Here is a 16,683-nt window from a genome sequence, read left to right as displayed (position 1 = left end):
CGTAACGATCCGGACTCGAAGCCCTAACGGGACAAAACCATACTCGAATAAAGCTAGTTGCTTTCATAATTGAGCGCTAGCCTCCAGGTCACGTGATGCTCGAAGGAGGAAGGACTCCTGTGGAAGACCTGCGCATCGGAGTCATCGGCCTCGGCCTGCGGACGAGCCTCGCGCTGCACGCGCACCGTCCCGGCCGCGGTTCGGTCGTGACCGCGCTCTGCGACTCCGACCCCGCGGTGCTCAAGAGCCAGTCGGCCCGCTTCGAGGCGGACGTCCTCGCCGAGGATCACCGCGAGCTGCTCGACCGGCCCGACCTCGACGCCGTCATCGTCAACACCCCCGACGACACCCACGAGCGCATCGCCATCGACTGCCTGGAGGCCGGCAAGGCCGTCTACCTGGAGAAGCCGATGGCGATCACCGTGGAGGGCTGCGACGCCGTCCTGCGCGCCGCCCGCCGCACCGGCACCCGCCTGTACGTCGGCCACAACATGCGCCACATGGGCGTGGTCCGGCTGATGCGCGACATCATCCGCAAGGGCGTCATCGGCGAGCCGAAGACCGTCTGGGTGCGCCACTTCGTCGGCTACGGCGGCGACTACTACTTCAAGGACTGGCACGCCGACCGCACCCGCACCACCGGCCTGCTGCTGCAGAAGGCGGCCCACGACCTCGACGTCGTCCACTGGCTGGCCGGCGGCTACACCACCCGGGTCAACGCCCTCGGCGACCTCATGGTCTACGGTGACCTGCCGCGCCGCGCCCCTGGCACCCCGCGGCCCGGCAACTGGCTGCGCGAGTACGAGTGGCCCCCCACCGCCCGCCGCGACCTGCACCACATCGTGGACGTCGAGGACGTCTCCGTCATGAACATGCGCCTGGACAACGGCGTCATCGCCGCCTACCAGCAGTGCCACTTCTCGCCCGACTACGTGCGCAACTACACCGTCATCGGCACGGAGGGGCGGCTGGAGAACTTCGGCGACGGGCCCGGCGACACGGTCAAGGTCTGGAACACCGGGCCGACCGGCTACCGGGACGACTGCGACATCGCGTACAAGGTGCCGCGGGCCGAAGGGTCGCACGGCGGCGCGGACGCCGAGATCATCGCCGAGTTCCGCAGGTTCGTCCAGGAGGGCGGGGCGACCGACACCTCGCCGGTGGCGGCGCGCATGAGCGTGGCGGCCGGCTACATGGCGACGATGTCGCTGCGCGACGGCGGCATGCCGTACGACGTGCCGCCGCTCGATCCCGGCCTGGCCGCCTACTTCGCCAACGGGCAGAGCGAGCCCGCCTGAACCGCGACGGGGCTCAGCGCTCGGTCTCCTTGGGCTGCGGGTCGAGGTCGGGGAAGGGAGACGGCTCCTTGAGGGCCTGCGTGAGCTGACGCGGGCCCTTCGGTTCGGCCTCCTGCGCGTCGGCGACGGCCTCGGCCGCGGCCTCCGCCGCGCGGGCGGCGTCCTCCTCGGCCGCCGAGCTCTCCGGCGCCTCCTCGCGGGTGGCCGCCGAGCGCGGCAGCGCCTCGGTGAACGCCTTCGACACGCCCGTCAGCGCCGAGGTGACCTCGCTCGGGATGACCCAGAACGTGTTGCCCTGCCCCTGGGCGAGCTGCGGCAGCACCTGGAGGTACTGGTAGGCGAGCAGCTTGGGGTCGGGGTCGTTGCGGTGCACGGCCTGGAAGACCTGGTCGATGGCCCGCGACTGGCCCTCGGCCTCCAGGATCGCCGCGGCCCTGGTGCCCTCGGCGCGCAGGATGCGGCTCTGCTTGTCGCCCTCGGCCGTGAGGATCTGCGACTGGCGCTGGCCCTCGGCGGTCAGGATCGCGGCCCGCTTGTCCCGCTCGGCCCGCATCTGCTTCTCCATCGCGTCCTTGATGGTCTTGGGCGGGTCGATGGCCTTGATCTCGACGCGGTTGACGCGGATGCCCCACTTGCCGGTGGCCTCGTCGAGCACGCCGCGCAACTGGCTGTTGATGGTGTCGCGCGAGGTCAGCGTCTTCTCCAGGTCCATCGAGCCGACGACGTTGCGCAGCGTGGTGACGGTGAGCTGCTCGACGGCCTGGATGTAGTTGGCGATCTCGTACGCCGCCGCCCGCGGGTCGGTCACCTGGAAGTAGAGGACCGTGTCGATCTCGACGACCAGGTTGTCCTCGGTGATGACCGGCTGCGGGCGGAACGAGACGACCTGCTCACGCAGGTCGATCATCGGGTAGACGCGGTCGATGTACGGGATGACGAAGTTGAGCCCGGGTTTGAGCGTGCGGTGGTAACGGCCGAGCCGCTCGACGTTGCGGGCCCGGGCCTGCGGCACGATCCGCACGGCCTTGAGCACGGTGAAGACGGCGAACAGGATGACGAAGATGCCGACCAGCAAGAGCGGATCCATGCCTACTCCCGGGGATATACGAGGGCGGTCGCGCCCTCGATCTCGATGATGTCTACGGTCGCCCCGGCGGGGATCACGAGTGTCTCGTCGTAGGCGCGCGCCGACCACTCCTCGCCCCCGACACGGATCCGCCCCTCACGCCCCGTCACTTCGGAGACGGTGTAGGCGGGCTTGCCGACGAGGGCCTCCACGCCGAACCGCTGGAGCTGCGGCTGCTTGACGTGCCGCAGGGCGAGCGGCCTGACGACCAGGAGACCGGCCGCTGAGGCGGCGGCGAAGAAGAGTAACTGCAAGGGCACGGGCAGGCCGAGGGCGGCGGTCGCGGCGGTGAGAAGGGCTGCCGCGCCGAGCAGCCCGAGAGCCGCCGTGAAGGTGAAAAGCTCCGCCACGCCGAGGACGACTGCGAGGATTACCCAGATGACCCATTCATCCATGTCCGGCCCTCCACTAAGAACAACGGGCCCGTGCCGCGGGTGGTTCCCCCCTCTATCACCGTAGTCCCGGAGTCAAGCCGGTGACACCATCTCACCTGCGGCGTCGGCCGCCCGCAGGGCACTTCCCTCGATCCATCTCTCCCAGGTGAGCTGCCAGAAACCCCACCCGTTGTCCCAGGCGAGGACGCGGCCGGTGCCCGTGATCGTGACCGGATCGCCGCGCAGGGAGCTCCTGTAGAACCAGGCGGCCTGGTCGGGGCGGGCGTTGACGCAGCCGTGGCTGACGTTCATGCGCCCTTGGGCCCACACGTTGTCCTTGGCGTGGATGTACTCGCCGGTGTCGGAGATGCGTACGGCGTGGTCGATGAGCAGGTCGTAGAAGCCGGGGTCGCCCTCCTCGCGGCCGGGGGAGACCATGCGGACCGGGTTGCCCTTGTCCATGGTCAGGTGCACGCCGCTGGTCGTGGTGTATTCGCGGGTGGTGGCCATGCCGGCGCTGATGGGCATGCGCCGGGTGACGTGGCCGTCGCGTTCGACGGTCATCCGGTGGGTGCGGGTGTCGACCACGCTCGTCTGGGCGCGGCCGACGGTGAAGGCGAAGGTGGAGTCGACGGCGCCGTGGACGCCGCCCGCCGCGCGTACGCCCGCCAGGTGCGCGGTGACGGTGACCCGCTGCCGGGGCGTCCAGAAGCGGCGCGTGCGGTAGATCACGCGGGTGTCGCCGGCCCAGCGCCAGGCGCCCTCGCCGGGTTGCTCGGACCTGACCTCCAGCGCCCGCTCGACGGCCGCCTTGTCCTCGATCGGGCGGTCGAAGTCGAGGATGACCGGCATGCCGACGCCGACCGTCTCGCCGGGCAGGGGAGCGGTGGCGGCGAGGCCGAAGGTCTCCTCGGCGGGGCGGGTGCGGAAGCGGCCGGCCAGCACGGTGGCGGGGCCGCCCGGGGAGGTGGCGGTGGCGGTCACGGCGTATTCGGCGCCGGGCTTGAGCGTCCAGTCGGAGCGCCAGACGCGCCGCTCGGCGTCGAGCCGGCCGGGCACCGGCTCGCCGCCGGTGTGCGCCGCCACCTCGCTCAGCGTGCCGCCGGTCGCCCTGATGACCAGGCCGCGGTCGGGCCGGGCGCGGACGCTGTCGAGCGCCGGCGCGACCTGCACGACCGGCGGCGTGGCCGGCGTCTCCGCGGTGACCGGGCCGCAGCCGCACGTCACGGACACCACGGTCATGGCGCAGACCAGGAGAAAGGCGACACGAAGCATCGCGGCACGCCGCATGAGAGAGGACTCCCGCTGTCCGAGGGAAGGGATCACCCAAGGTTAGCGGGAGGTCACCGGTCAAGCACCTTGAGTGACATCAAGGGCTTGTACGACAGTTCCGGACACCTCCCCCAAGGTCACGTCGCCGGCCGTCGCCCGGATCGTCACCGTGTCGCCGTCCTCCAGGAACGTGCGGGTCTCGCCGCTGCCGAGCTTGATCGGGTCGGTGCCGTTCCAGGTCAGCTCGATGAGCGAGCCGCGCTGGCCGCGCTCGGGCCCCGAGATCGTGCCGCTCGCGAACAGGTCGCCGGTGCGCAGCGCGGCCCCGTTCACGGTCAGGTGGGCGAGCATCTGGTCGGGCGTCCAGTACATCTCCGCGTACGGCGGCCGGGACACGACCTCGCCGTTGAGCAGGATCTCGACCGCGACGTCCAGCCCCCAGTCGGCCTTCCTCCGCAGGTAGGGCAGCGGCTCGGGGTCCTGCGCCCGCCCCGGGATCCTGGGCAGCGCCTCCAGCGGCGTCACCCACGGCGAGACCGACGTGGCGAACGACTTGGCCAGGAACGGCCCGAGCGGCCGGTACTCCCACGACTGGATGTCCCGCGCGCTCCAGTCGTTGACCAGCGTCACCCCGAACACGTGGTCCTCGAACGCCCCCGCCGGCGTGCCCATCTCCGTCGGCACGCCGACCACGAACCCCAGCTCGGCCTCCACGTCCAGCTTCGCGCACGGCCCGAACCGGCCCGCGCCGAGCTGCCCCTGGGGCCGCCGGACCGGCGTGCCGGACACCACGACCGTGCCCGACCTGCCGTGGTAGCCGACCGGCAGGTGCCGCCAGTTGGGCATCAGCGGCTCGGCGTCCGGCCGGAACATGCGGCCGACGTTGCTCGCGTGCTCCAGCGAGCAGTAGAAGTCGACGTAGTCGGCCACCTCGACCGGCATGTGCAGCTCGACCTGCGCCAGGGGGATCAGGTGGCGCTCGACGACCGAGAGGTCGTTCGTCAGCTTCTCCTGGATGAGCGCCCTGGTGTCGCGCCAGGCCGCGCGGCCCCGCGCCATGAACGGGTTGAGCGACGGCGCGGCGAACACCTCGTCGTGCAGCGCCGCCGTCAGGTCGAGCACCTTGTCGCCGTAGCGCACCCCGACACGGGGCGCCTGCCCCGGCAGGGAGAAGACGCCGTACGGCAGGTTGTCGATCCCCCAGCTCACTGATCCTCCTCGATCAGGCCCAGCGTACGCAGGTCCTCGACGGGTGTGTGGGTGGCGCACGAGCCGTAGCTCACCAGCAGCCGCCGCGCCCGCGCCGCGATCTCCTCGGGCACCGCCCGCGCCATCCGCACGAGCTGCCCCACGTCGGTCATGCGCAGGGCGTGCGCCGGATCGCGCCCCTGCACGGCCTCGCAGACGGCCAGCAGCAGGTTGAGGAACCCGTGCCGGTCCACGCCGAGCGAGGGGTCGAAGTGCCGCACCGCGTGGTGCAGCCCGGCGGTGGCCTTGAACGGCACGTCGTGGTCCACGCACGACTTGACGAACGCCGCCAGCTGCTCCACCGGCGGGAACGCCTCGGCCGTCAGCCCGCCGCAGCGCACCTTGAGCCCGGTGCCCTCGGGCACGTCGATCGCCAGCTTGCGCGGCTTGACCTCGGCGAACAGCCGGACCCCCGGCGGCAGCCCGAGCTCCGCGGCGAGCGCCTCGACCGTCATGCCCTCGGGCAGCGGCGTCTCGACGAGGTCGATCGGCAGGTCGCCGAAGTCGGGAAGGTGCTCGTTGTCGAGGATCAGCCCGACGCGCGCCGGCCGGAACTCCTGGCCGCGCAGCCGGTCGAGGCGGCCGGCCGGGCACAGGAAGCGGTGGGTGAGCACCGGGTTGCCGCTCTCCAGGTCGCGCCGGTTGCGGGCGAGCGCCTCCTCCATGTGCAGGGACGTCGGCGGGAACAGCCCGGCGTCGTCCACGAGCCCGGCGTACAGGGTCCCGCTCATCGGGCCCACGTCCAGGCGTAGCCGGCGTCCTCGCAGGAGAGGGCGGCCGGGCCGAGGTCGAGCGGGCGGAAGGTGTCGACCATGACGGCCATCTCGCTGGTGGTCGTCACGCCCTTCGCCATCGCGTCGATGACCGCCTCGACCGCGCCGGGCTGCGGCCCGTGCGTGAACCCGGCCGGGTGCAGCGACACCGAGCCGACGTCGATGCCCGAGCCCTTGCGGGCGGAGTAGTCGCCGCCCACGTAGAACATGAACTCGTCGGAGTCCACGTTGTGATGGTTGTACGGGATCGGCACGGCCTCGGGGTGGTAGTCCAGCGGCCGGGGGCAGAACGAGCACACCACGAACCCCGGCCCCTCGAACGTCTGGTGCACCGGCGGCGGCGCGTGCGTCTTCTTCACGACCGGCTCGAAGTCGTCGATGTTGAACGCGTACGGATAGAGGCAGCCGTCCCAGCCCACCACGTCGAACGGGTGGTCGCGGTAGACCAGCCGGGTCAGCCCGCCGCGCGTGCGCACCAGCACCGGCACCTCCTCGCCCTCGGCCAGCAGCGGCTCGGAGGGCGCGCGCAGGTCGCGCTCGCAGTAGGGCGCGTGCTCAAGGAACTGGCCGTACTGCGACAGATAGCGCTTCGGCGGCCTGATGTGCCCGGACGCCTCGATGGCCAGCACACTGACCTCGCCGTCCGGCACCCAGCGGTGGATGGTGCCGGTCGGGATGACGACGTAGTCGCCCTCGCCCGCCTCGATGGCGCCGTAGGTGGACTCGAAGCGCACCCGGCCGCGCTGGACGTAGACGCACTCGTCGCCCATGGAGTTGCGGTAGAGCTCGCTCGGGCGGTCGCTGACGGCGTACGACAATCGGACGTCGCCGTTGCCCGCCAGCAGCATGCGCCCGCCCACCAGGTCGCCCGCGCTGACCAGCTCCTGCGTGCGGAAGTGGCGCGGCGACAGCGGCAGGTTGGGCTCCAGCCGTGTGGTGGTGACCGGCTCGACGGCCTCGGCCTTGACGATGGCGGTCGGCAGGTGGCGGTGGTAGAGCAGCGAGGAGTCGGACGAGAAGCCCTCCTCGCCCATCAGCTCCTCGGCGTAGAGCCCGCCGTCGGGCCGCCTGAACTGCACGTGCCGCTTGCGCGGCACCTCCCCCACGACCCGGTAGTACGGCATACCGGCCCCTCCAAGGCTGTCCTGTTATCGGACGTAAGTGTCCTCTATGTGTACTAACCGTCTGTCATGTGCCGGACGATGTCAACCCAGCGCGGCCGACAGCTCGGCCGCCGCGGCCACCACACGCGCCCCCGCGCGCTCGTCCAGCGGCCCGAACGTCACCACCCCCACCGACGCCTCCAGCCACGGCAGCCCGGTCACCGGCGCGGCGACGCCGCGGGCACCCTCCTGCAACTGCCCCTCAGAGACGAAGTAGTCGCCGCGCCCCTCGCGCAGCGCCAGGATCGCCTGCCCGGCCGCGCCCCTGGTCAGCGGATGCCGGGAGCCCTCCCGGTAGGCCACGTGCATGTCGGTCCACGACGGCTCCACCACCGCCACCGCGAGGCCGTCGTCGCCCTCGGCGACGGTCAGGTGCGCGGTCGCGCCCACCTCCTCCGCCAGCCGCCGCAGCGTCGGCACCGCGGCGGCCCGCAGCAGCGGCTGCACCGCCTGCGCCAGCACCAGCACGCCGAAGCCGAGGTGCACCCGCCCCTCGGCGTCACGGCGGACGAACCCCTCCGCCATCAGGGCCGTCAGCAGCCGGTAGACCACCGGACGGCTCAGCCCCAGCTCGCCCGCCAGCTCCGTCGGCGTGCGCCCGGCCTTGCCGTCGGCGAGCACGCGCAGCAGGCGGAGCCCGCGTTCCAAGGTCTGTACGGATTCAGCGGCCATTCTCCGATTATCCAGTGACGCAGCGCCGCGAAAGGGGTACGTACGGGAAGCGGCAGAACCGGGGGGTGAACGTGCGGCAAAGGTGGGTCTTCCTGCTCGCCGGGCTGGCCGTGTGCGGCCTGGCCGCCGCGGTGCCGTCGCTCACCGCGCCGCTCGCGCCGGTCGCGCTGATGGCGAGGGAGACGCCTTACCAAAGCCCCGAGGGCGCCCTGGTCGAGGACACCTTCTACGTCACCGAGGGCATCGAGGTCGCCGAGCGGCTCCTGCCCACGGCGAAGGGCGTCGCCGTCCGGCCGGCCTACCTCGCCGTCGGCGTCCGGGTGGACGCGAGCGGCCGCCTCTACGGCAAGCCCGCCCGTTCCGGCACCTACTTCGCGCCCGTCCAGCTCTGTTCCGGTTCGTCCTGTCAGGAGACGCGGGTGCGGCTGGTGGTGCTCGGCAACGTCCCCTGGGTGCCGCGCGACCTGACCTTCCCCGGCAGGGCCGGGGTCCCGCTGGACGGCGAGATCGGGATCAACGGCGGCCCGCCCGGCGTGATCCCCACCTTCACCGTCACCGACCACGGCAGGGTGCCGGAGGGCGTCGCCATCGGTCCCGACGGGCACGTGGGCGGAGTGCCGGCCGCGGCCGGGATCTCGGAGGTGCCGGTGCGGATCTGCGTGGCGGGCAACTGCGCGGGCGTGGTGGTCCGGCTCATCATCGTGTGACCGGCGCGACCGGCGCGCGCAGGTTCCGCACGCCGGGGGCCAGCAGCGCGGCCAGCGTGCACACCACGATGATCACGGCGCAGGCCAGCAGCGACGTCTCCGGCCCGAACACGTCCGCCGCGCCTCCGGCCAGCAGCAGCCCGAGCGGCCCGAACATGAGCGAGCCGAGCATGTCGTACGAGCTGACCCGCGACAGCGCCTCGGCCGGCACCTCCCGCTGCATCGTGGTCTGCCAGAGCACGCCGAAGACGTCGAAGCACACCCCGAGCACGAACGCCGCGGCCACCGCCGCCCAGAGCGGCGCGTCGCTGCCGAGCAGCACGTACGGCAGCGCGGTCGGCAGGCACAGCAGCACCGCCACCAGGATCGGCCGCCGGGGCCGCAGCCGGATCGACACGAGCACCCCGGCGATCATCCCGATGGCCTCGCCCGCGAGGAACGCCGACCAGGCCGCGGGCCCGCCGAGGCGGTCCTTGAACAGGATCGGCCCGAGCACGCCGTGCCCGGCCTCGAACGCCATGACCAGCAGCGAGAACTGCGCCACGACCACCCAGAGCCACTGCCGGGTGCGGAACTCCCGCCAGCCGTCCCGCAGGTCCTTCAGCACCGAGTGCCGCTCGCCCGGCGGGCGCTCGATCCGGTCCAGCCGCATGAGCGCGACGAGCACGCCCGCCCCGCCGAACATCGCCCCGCTCGCCAGCAGCGCCCAGCCGCCGCCGAACAGCGTCACCGTGCCGCCGCCGAGCACCGCGCCGCCGACGCGGGAGGCGTTCGCGCCGAGGCCGAGCAGGGCGTTGCCGGACTGCAGCCGGTCGGGCGGCACGACGTCGGGGATGATCCCGGTGAGCGCGGGCAGCGCGAGCGCCGTGGCGACGCCGGTGAGCGCCGCCGCCGCCAGCAGCGCGGGCATCGGCGTCCATCCGGCGAGCATCATGGCCCCGAGCGCGAAGTAGCCCGCGGCGGCCAGGAACTCGCCGGTCATCATCACCCGCTGGCGCGGCAGCCGGTCCGCGATCACCCCGCCCACCAGCATGAACGCGATCATCGGCACCGAGGCCGCGGCCATCACCATCGACAGCGTTCCGGCGCTCGCCCCGGGCAGTTCGAGCACGCCGAAGGCCAGGGCCACCGGGGCGAAGGCGCTGCCGAGGACGGAGATGGTCCGCCCGGACAACAGCAGCGCGAAGCGGCGGTCCCGGAGCAGGCCGAGATCGCGTGCGTAACCGTGCACCAAGAACCCCCTACAAAACGGTCAAAGCCTGCCATCCGGGCCCGTGTCTTGTCACTCGATAAAAAAGACGGGGCGCGGAATGTGCAGGGGTTTGGCAAGAATCGCGGCCCGTTCCTCCCGTAATTTGCTAGGTCCCTCCAGCGAAGGGGACGCGGGCATGCCGGACGAGATGTTGATCACGCGGGTGGCGCGGTGGGCGCGCGAGGTCCCGGACGCGCCGGCGTACACGTTCGTGGACCACCTCGGGGACGGCTCCCGGCGGACGTACACGTGGGCGCGGGCCGACCTCAAGGCCAGGGCGCTCGCCGTACGGCTGCGCGAGCTGGCCCGCCCCGGCGACCGGGCCGCCGTGCTCGCCCCCTCCGGACTGGACTACGTGGTCGCCGTGCTCGGCACGATGTACGCCCGGCTGGTCGCGGTCCCGCTGTTCGCCCCCGGCCTGCCCGGGCACGGTGAGCGGCTGGAACGGGCCTTCGCCGACGCGGCACCGGCAGTCGTGCTCACCACCACGCCCGCGCGGCCCGCCGTGACCGCCTTCCTGGGAGCGGCCGGGCCGCCGGTCGTCGCCGTGGACGCCGTCTCCGACCTGCTCGCCGACGAGTGGGAGCGCGAGCCGGTCGCCGCCGGCGACCTCGCCTACCTGCAGTACACCTCCGGCTCCACCCGCGCCCCCGCCGGGGTCGAGATCACGCACGGCAACCTCACCGCCAACGCCGCCCAGCTCTGGGAGGTCTTCCGCGCCCGGCCCCGCGTCTCGGCGGCGGTGCTCTGGCTGCCGCTCTTCCACGACATGGGGCTGGTCGCCACGGTCGCCATGCCGATCATGGGGGCGAACCGGGCGGTGTTCATGGACCCGGTGGCGTTCGTCATGAGCCCGGTGCGGTGGCTGCGGCTGCTGTCGGAGGAGGCCGACGCCTACACCGGCGCCCCCAACTTCGCCTACGAGTACACCGCCGCCCGCGTCCGGCCCGAGGACAAGGACGGGCTCGACCTGTCCGGGGTCCGGGTCATGCTCAACGGCGCCGAGCCGGTCAGGCCGGGCGCGTTCGCCGCCTTCGACGCCGCCTTCGCCGGGTGCGGGCTGCGGCCCGAGGCGCACACGCCCGCGTACGGGCTGGCCGAGGCCACCGTGTTCGTCGCCGCGACCGACCGCGACGAGCGGCCCGTCGTGACCGCCTTCTCCCGCGACGCCCTGCGCGAGGGCCGCGCCGTCCCCCGCGCCGAAGGTCCCGTCAGTCACCTCGTCTCCTGCGGCCGGCCGCACGGGCAGCGGGTCAGGATCGTCGGCGACGCGGGCGACCAGCCGGACGGCCACGTCGGCGAGATCTGGGTGCGCGGGCCCAACGTCGCCCGCGCCTACTGGCGCGACCCCGCCCGCACCGCCGAGGTCTTCGGCGCCGACGGCTGGCTGCGCACCGGCGACCTCGGCGTGTGGCACGACGGCCGCCTCTACGTCACCGGCCGCATCAAGGACCTCGTCATCGTGGACGGCCGCAACCACTACCCGCAGGACATCGAGGCCACGGTCCAGGAGGCGCACGAGGCGGTGCGGCGCGACCGGGTGGCGGCCTTCGCGGTGCCCGGCGAGGACACCGAGCGGCTGGTCGTGGTGGCCGAACGGTCCCGGCGCGGGCAGGGCGCCGACGCGGCCGAGGTCGAGCGGGCGGTGCGGGCCGCCGTCCGGGCCGGGCACGACCTCGCGGTGCACGACTTCGTGCTGACCGAGGCCGGGACCGTGCCCCGCACGTCCAGCGGCAAGCTCGCCCGGCGCGCCTGCCTGCGGGCGTACCTGGAGGGCGCCCTTGTTTGAGCGCGCGGGCCGCCTGGTCTACCGCGGCAGGTGGACGCTGCTGGTCCTGAGCCTGGCGGTCGCCCTCCTCGTCGCGCCGCTCGGCATGGAGCTGTTCGGGCGGATGGCCGACGGCGGCTTCGAGGACCCGCGCGCCGACTCCACCACCGCCGCCCGCTGGAACGACGACTGGTACGGCGGGCACGCCCCCGACGTCGTCGTCCTCTACCACCACCCGACCGTCAAGGCGCGCGACCCCCGCTACAGGAAAGCGGTGCACGACGCGCTGCGGGCGCTGCCGGCCGCGCACGTGGAGGCGCTCGCGACGTACTGGACGACCGGGTCGAAGCTGATGGTGTCGGAGGACGGGCGGTCGACGTACGCGCTGGTCACGCTCAAGGGCGACAAGCAGGCCGGCTATGCCGCCGTCGAGGACCGGCTGCGGCGGGCCACGAACCTCCAGGTCTCGATCGGCGGGCCGGTGCCGCTGCTCAAGGAGCTCAACGACCAGACCGCCGCCGACCTCGCCCGCGCCGAGGCCATCTCCATGCCGGTGCTGCTGGTGCTGCTGGTCGTGGTGTTCGGCAGCCTCGTGGCGGCCGGGCTGCCGCTGCTCGTGGGGGCGTTCGCGGTGCTCGGCGCGCTGGTGCTGCTGCGGCTGCTCACCGAGGTCACCGAGGTCTCGGTCTTCTCGCTCAACGTCGTCACCATGCTCGGGCTCGGGCTCGCCGTGGACTACTCGCTGTTCGTGCTCAAGGCGTTCCGCGAGGAGATCGCGGCCGGGGCGACGAGCGAGCAGGCCGTGGTGCGGACCATGGCCACCGCCGGGCGTACCGTCGCCTTCTCCGGGCTGACCGTGGCGACCGCGCTGCTCGGGCTGCTGGTGTTCCCGCAGATGTTCCTGCGCTCGATCGGGCTCGGCGCGGCGGCGGTGGTGCTCGTCGCGATGGGCGCGGCGCTCGTCGTGCTGCCCGCCGCGCTCGGCGTGCTCGGGCGGCGGGTGAACGCGCTCAGGCTCACCCCCGATCTCGGGACCGGCGGGCGCGGCGGCGGCGTGTGGCACGCCGTCGCCTCCAGCGTCATGCGCCGGCCCGTGCTCTACCTCGTCGCCGTGGCCGCCGTGCTGGTGGCGCTGGCCGCGCCGTTCCTGCACGTCACGTTCGGCAACGTGGACCACCGCGTGCTGCCCGCGGGCTCCGAGAGCCGCCGGGTGGCCGAGATCGTCGACCGGGACTTCGGGCGCAACTCCATGGCCGCGGTCGACGTGCACGTGCTCGTCGAACGCTCCTTCACCGAGGCCCCCGCCCGCCCCGGGCCGCTCGGCCAGGGGCACGCCGCGATCAGCGCCGTCACCCCCGTGACGCCCGACGACGCCGACCCCCTCGCGGCGCGGCTGCGCCGGCTGCCCCACGTCACCGGCGTGGACGTCGCCGGGCTGTCCCAGGACAACGGGGCCGTCCGGCTCGCCGTCCGCTACGACGTGGACCCCATGTCGGCGGAGGCGCAGCGCCTCGTCACCGCCATCAGGACGTTGTCGCCGCCCGAGCCGAACGTGCGGCGCGTCGTCGTCGGCGGGCCCACGGCCGCGCAGATGGACCTCATGGACAGCCTGGCCGGCCGGCTGCCGTGGATGGCCCTGGTGGTGGGGTCGGTGACCGCGGTGCTGCTGTTCGCCGCGTTCAGGTCCGTGGTGCTGCCGGTCAAGGCGCTGCTCATGAACGCGCTGTCCATCGGGGCGTCGCTCGGGGTGATCGTGTGGGCGTTCCAGGACGGGCACCTCGCGTCCGTGCTGACCTTCACCTCCACCGGGACGGTCGAGGCGACCGTGACCGTGCTGATCCTCGCCGTGGTGTTCGGGCTGTCGATGGACTACGAGCTGTTCCTGCTGTCGCGGGTGCGGGCCGAGTGGCTGCGCACCGGGGACAACACCGCCGCCGTGGCCGCCGGGCTGCAGCAGACCGGCGGGGTGATCACCAGCGCGGCGCTGCTGCTGCTCGTGGTGATCGGGGCGTTCTCGACCGCCGGGATCACCGTCGTGAAGCTGCTCGGCGTGGGGTTGTTCGTGGCCATCGTGGTGGACGCGACCCTGGTGCGGGCGCTGCTGGTGCCGGCGACGATGCGGCTCATGGGCGGGGCCAACTGGTGGCTGCCCCGGCCGTTGCGCGCCCTGCACCGGCGCGTGGACCTCCACGAGCCCGGCGGGTCCGCTGGGTCCCGGGGAACCCCGGCCCTTCCGCTGCCCGCGCCCGCCCCTCCCGCGCCCGTGCCCGCCCCGCGTGGGCACTCCTGCGACGAAGGCGGGCGGGCCCGGCCCAAGGGGGAGGGCGGGCCGCGGTGGGAGCGCATCAGCCGTGAGCGGGACCGCGTGGTGCGGGCCACCCCCGACGGGGCCGGCTGGACGTGGGTGGAGGTGGACCGGTGACCGGCCTCGCCGTGGCCCGCCCGGCGACCGGCCGGTGGCTGCTGACCGCCGTCGCCCTCGCCGGTTTCCTCACCACCCTCGACAACACGGTCGTCACCGTCGCGCTCCCCAGCATCCAGGGCGACCTCGGCGCGAGCCTCGCCGCGCTGGAATGGGTGGCCACCGGCTACCTGCTGACGTTCGCCGGGCTCATGCCCGCCGGCGGGCGGCTGGCCGACGTCTGGGGGCACCGCAGGACGCTGCTGACCGGGCTCGCCCTGTTCACCGCGGCCTCGCTCGCCGCCGGGCTGGCCGGGACGATCGGCCTGCTGGTGGCCGCCCGCCTCGTCCAGGGGGCGGGCGCGGCGCTGGTGCTGCCCGCGACGCTCGCCGTCCTCGCCGCCCAGGACGAGCGCCGGCGCTCGACCGGGGTGGCCGTCTGGATGGCGTCCGGCGCGGCCGCGCTGGCGCTCGGGCCGGTGGCCGGCGGGTACCTGAGCCAGCACGCCCACTGGAGCTGGGTGTTCCTCGTCAACGTGCCGCTGGGTGCGGCGGTCGTCGCGCTCGCCGCGGTGGCGGTGCCCGCGTCGCGGCCGGTCCGGCGGGCGCTGGACGTGCCCGGCGTGCTGGCCTCGGTGGCGTTCCTGGCCTCGGGGACCTTCGCCCTGATCCACGGCGGCGAGCACGGGTACGGCTCCCCGGCGGTCGTCGCCGCGCTGGCGGTCTGCGCGGGCAGCGGGGCGGCGTTCGCCGTGGTCGAGCGGCGGGCCGCCGATCCGATGGTGGACCTGCGGCTGTTCACGGTGCGGGCGTTCGCGGGCGGGGTGGCGGCGCAGGTGCTGTGGGGGCTCGGCGTGAACGGCGTGTTCTTCTACACGGCGATCTTCCTGCAGGGGGTGCTCGGGTTCACGCCGACCGGGTCGGGGCTCGCGTTCGTGCCGCTGGCGCTGCTCGTGGTGGTGGTCACGCCGCTCGCTCCGCTCCTGGAGCGGCGGGTGGGCGCGGGGCGTACGGTGGCGGCCGGGCTGACGCTGGTCGCGGGCGGGATGGCGGTCGCGGCGACGCTGGAGGCGGGCGACGGGTGGGGGCGGCTGCTGCCCGCCGTGTGCGCGATCGGGATCGGCTCGGCGCTCACGATGCCGCTGGGCTCGGCCGTGCTGGGCGCGGTGCCGCAGGAGCGGGCGGGGGTGGCGGGCGGGGTCTTCTCGGTCAGCAGGGAGGTGTCCGGGCTGTTCGGGATCGCCGCCGTCGGCGCGGTCGTGCAGGCGGCCGGGAGCTTCGCCACCGGGTACGCCACCGGGTTGCTCGCGGCGGCCGGGCTGGTGCTGGCGGGCGCGCTGATCGCCCTGAGGACGCTGAAGTGACGAGAGCGCGGACATGAAGGTCGCGGTGCTGGGGTTGGGGTCGCGGGGGGACACGCAGCCGTCCGCGGCGCTGGCGCTGGAGCTGGCCGGGCGCGGGCACGAGGCCGTGCTCGCGGCGCCCGCCCGCTACGCCGCTCTGGCGGGTCCCGGGGTGCGGTTCGTCCCGCTGAGCGTGGATCCGGCGACCGTCCTCGACGGCGAGGAGGGGCGGGCGTGGCTGGGCAGCGGGCCCCTGGGGTTCGTCCGCGGGCTGAGGACGGTCGTCGAGCCGCTGGCCGCCAGGCTGGTCGCCGAGGTGGACGCCGCCTGCGCGGGCGCGGACCTGGTGCTCGCCCCCGCGCTCGGCGCGTTCGGCCGGCACCTGAGCGAGCGGCACGGGATGCCGTACCGGATCCTGCAGTTCCAGCCGGGCGAGCCGACCGGCGAGTTCCCCAACCCGCTGGTGCCGCTCGCCACCCTGGGGCGGCTCGGCAACCGGGCGTCGTACGCGCTCGTGGAGCGGGCCGGCCTGCTCGTGCTCGCCCGCCTGGTGAACCGGCTGCGTGCCGAGGTGCTGGGGCTGGGGCCGCTGCGGGGGAGTCCGTTCGCGGCCGACCGCCGGGAGCGGGTGCCGGTGCTGTGCGGGGTCAGCCCGCTGGTGGTGCCGCGCCCGCGCGACTGGCCCGGGTACGTGCACCTGACCGGCTACTGGCGGCTCCCCGGCACGGGCGGAACCGCGGAGATGGAGGACTTTCTCGCGGCCGGCCCGCCGCCGGTGTTCGTGGGGTTCGGCAGCATGCCGTGCCCGGAGCGGGCGGCCGAGGAGGTCGTCGCCGGGCTGCGGCTGGCCGGGCTGCGCGGCGTCGTCCAGGGGCTGCCGGTGGCGGCGGGCGACGACCTGCTGCCGGTGGGGGAGGTGCCGCACGACCTGGTGTTCCCGCGCATGGCGGTGGTCGTGCACCACGGCGGGGCCGGGACCACCGGGACGGCGCTCACGGCCGGGGTGCCGAGCGTCGTCTGCCCGTTCTTCTCCGACCAGCCCTTCTGGGGCCGCAGGGTCGCGGCGCTCGGCGCCGGCCCTCCGCCGCTGCCCATCCGCCGGCTCGACCGGCGGGAGCTGGCGGACCGGCTGCTGGCCGCGCCCCGCCACCGCGAGCGCGCCGCCCGACTGGGCGGGAAACTGGCGGTCGAGAACGGAGTACGGACCGCGGCCGATCTCATTGAACGTCATTGATCAGCCGGATATGGTGCATATGGCCACGATCACCCCCAGGAAGTCAGGTGCC

The 16,683-nt window shown here is 73.6% G+C and carries 14 protein-coding genes; 6 read left to right on the top strand and 8 right to left on the bottom strand.

Annotation, left to right across the window (positions count from 1 at the left end; translation table 11 throughout):
* Positions 1–119: 119 nt before the first annotated feature.
* The gene (locus tag Nocox_RS38980) at positions 120–1,298 is read left to right on the top strand and encodes a Gfo/Idh/MocA family protein (RefSeq protein ID WP_020543635.1); all 1,179 of its coding nucleotides are present in this window, start codon (positions 120–122) and stop codon (positions 1,296–1,298) included.
* Between the two features lie 13 nt (positions 1,299–1,311).
* On the opposite strand, the gene Nocox_RS38975 is transcribed toward Nocox_RS38980, so the two are convergent.
* The 7 genes from Nocox_RS38975 to Nocox_RS38945 form a co-directional block, all read right to left on the bottom strand.
* A complete protein-coding gene (locus tag Nocox_RS38975) occupies positions 1,312–2,385 on the bottom strand; it encodes an SPFH domain-containing protein (RefSeq protein ID WP_020543634.1) in 1,074 nt (357 codons plus the stop codon).
* A gap of 2 nt (positions 2,386–2,387) precedes the next feature.
* Positions 2,388–2,819, bottom strand: a complete 432-nt coding sequence (locus tag Nocox_RS38970; protein ID WP_020543633.1) for an NfeD family protein — start codon at positions 2,817–2,819, stop codon at positions 2,388–2,390.
* A gap of 72 nt (positions 2,820–2,891) precedes the next feature.
* A complete protein-coding gene (locus Nocox_RS38965) occupies positions 2,892–4,040 on the bottom strand; it encodes a L,D-transpeptidase (protein WP_246649683.1) in 1,149 nt (382 codons plus the stop codon).
* Between the two features lie 108 nt (positions 4,041–4,148).
* Positions 4,149–5,279, bottom strand: coding sequence for a fumarylacetoacetase (gene fahA / locus Nocox_RS38960; RefSeq protein ID WP_020543631.1), 1,131 nt, complete (start codon positions 5,277–5,279; stop codon positions 4,149–4,151).
* The gene (locus Nocox_RS38955; protein ID WP_033409272.1) at positions 5,276–6,049 is read right to left on the bottom strand and encodes a hypothetical protein; all 774 of its coding nucleotides are present in this window, start codon (positions 6,047–6,049) and stop codon (positions 5,276–5,278) included. Before Nocox_RS38955 ends, fahA begins: the two co-directional genes overlap by 4 nt.
* Positions 6,046–7,215 carry a homogentisate 1,2-dioxygenase gene (locus Nocox_RS38950; RefSeq protein ID WP_020543629.1) on the bottom strand — a complete coding sequence of 390 codons (1,170 nt, stop codon included), beginning with the start codon at positions 7,213–7,215 and terminating at the stop codon, positions 6,046–6,048. The genes Nocox_RS38955 and Nocox_RS38950 overlap by 4 nt, the downstream gene beginning before the upstream one ends.
* A gap of 81 nt (positions 7,216–7,296) precedes the next feature.
* Positions 7,297–7,926 (bottom strand): IclR family transcriptional regulator, encoded by a 630-nt coding sequence (locus tag Nocox_RS38945; protein WP_051112577.1) that lies wholly within the window; start codon positions 7,924–7,926, stop codon positions 7,297–7,299.
* Positions 7,927–7,997: 71 nt separating this feature from the next.
* Here Nocox_RS38945 and Nocox_RS38940 point away from each other — a divergent pair, with 71 nt between their 5' ends.
* On the top strand, positions 7,998–8,633 hold the full coding sequence (locus Nocox_RS38940) for a hypothetical protein (RefSeq protein WP_157383101.1): 636 nt from the start codon (positions 7,998–8,000) through the stop codon (positions 8,631–8,633).
* Here Nocox_RS38940 and Nocox_RS38935 read toward each other — a convergent pair.
* Positions 8,623–9,864 (bottom strand): MFS transporter, encoded by a 1,242-nt coding sequence (locus Nocox_RS38935; protein WP_157383100.1) that lies wholly within the window; start codon positions 9,862–9,864, stop codon positions 8,623–8,625. The genes Nocox_RS38940 and Nocox_RS38935 overlap by 11 nt on opposite strands.
* 157 nt (positions 9,865–10,021) lie before the next feature.
* On the opposite strand from Nocox_RS38935, the gene Nocox_RS38930 reads away from it, so the two are divergent.
* From Nocox_RS38930 to Nocox_RS38915, 4 genes are read left to right on the top strand one after another with little or no spacing between them, the layout of a single operon-like run.
* The gene (locus tag Nocox_RS38930; RefSeq protein ID WP_020543625.1) at positions 10,022–11,674 is read left to right on the top strand and encodes a fatty acyl-AMP ligase; all 1,653 of its coding nucleotides are present in this window, start codon (positions 10,022–10,024) and stop codon (positions 11,672–11,674) included.
* Positions 11,667–14,075, top strand: a complete 2,409-nt coding sequence (locus tag Nocox_RS38925) for an MMPL family transporter (protein ID WP_020543624.1) — start codon at positions 11,667–11,669, stop codon at positions 14,073–14,075. Before Nocox_RS38930 ends, Nocox_RS38925 begins: the two co-directional genes overlap by 8 nt.
* Positions 14,072–15,418 carry an MFS transporter gene (locus Nocox_RS38920; RefSeq protein ID WP_219495545.1) on the top strand — a complete coding sequence of 449 codons (1,347 nt, stop codon included), beginning with the start codon at positions 14,072–14,074 and terminating at the stop codon, positions 15,416–15,418. The genes Nocox_RS38925 and Nocox_RS38920 overlap by 4 nt, the downstream gene beginning before the upstream one ends.
* A gap of 13 nt (positions 15,419–15,431) precedes the next feature.
* Positions 15,432–16,631, top strand: a complete 1,200-nt coding sequence (locus Nocox_RS38915) for a glycosyltransferase (protein ID WP_020543622.1) — start codon at positions 15,432–15,434, stop codon at positions 16,629–16,631.
* Positions 16,632–16,683 lie beyond the last annotated feature (52 nt).

The organism is Nonomuraea coxensis DSM 45129, assembly GCF_019397265.1.
In the GTDB taxonomy this organism is placed as follows: domain Bacteria; phylum Actinomycetota; class Actinomycetes; order Streptosporangiales; family Streptosporangiaceae; genus Nonomuraea; species Nonomuraea coxensis.
Note: the sequence above shows the minus strand (reverse complement) of the source record. Positions and strands in the feature narration are given on the sequence as shown.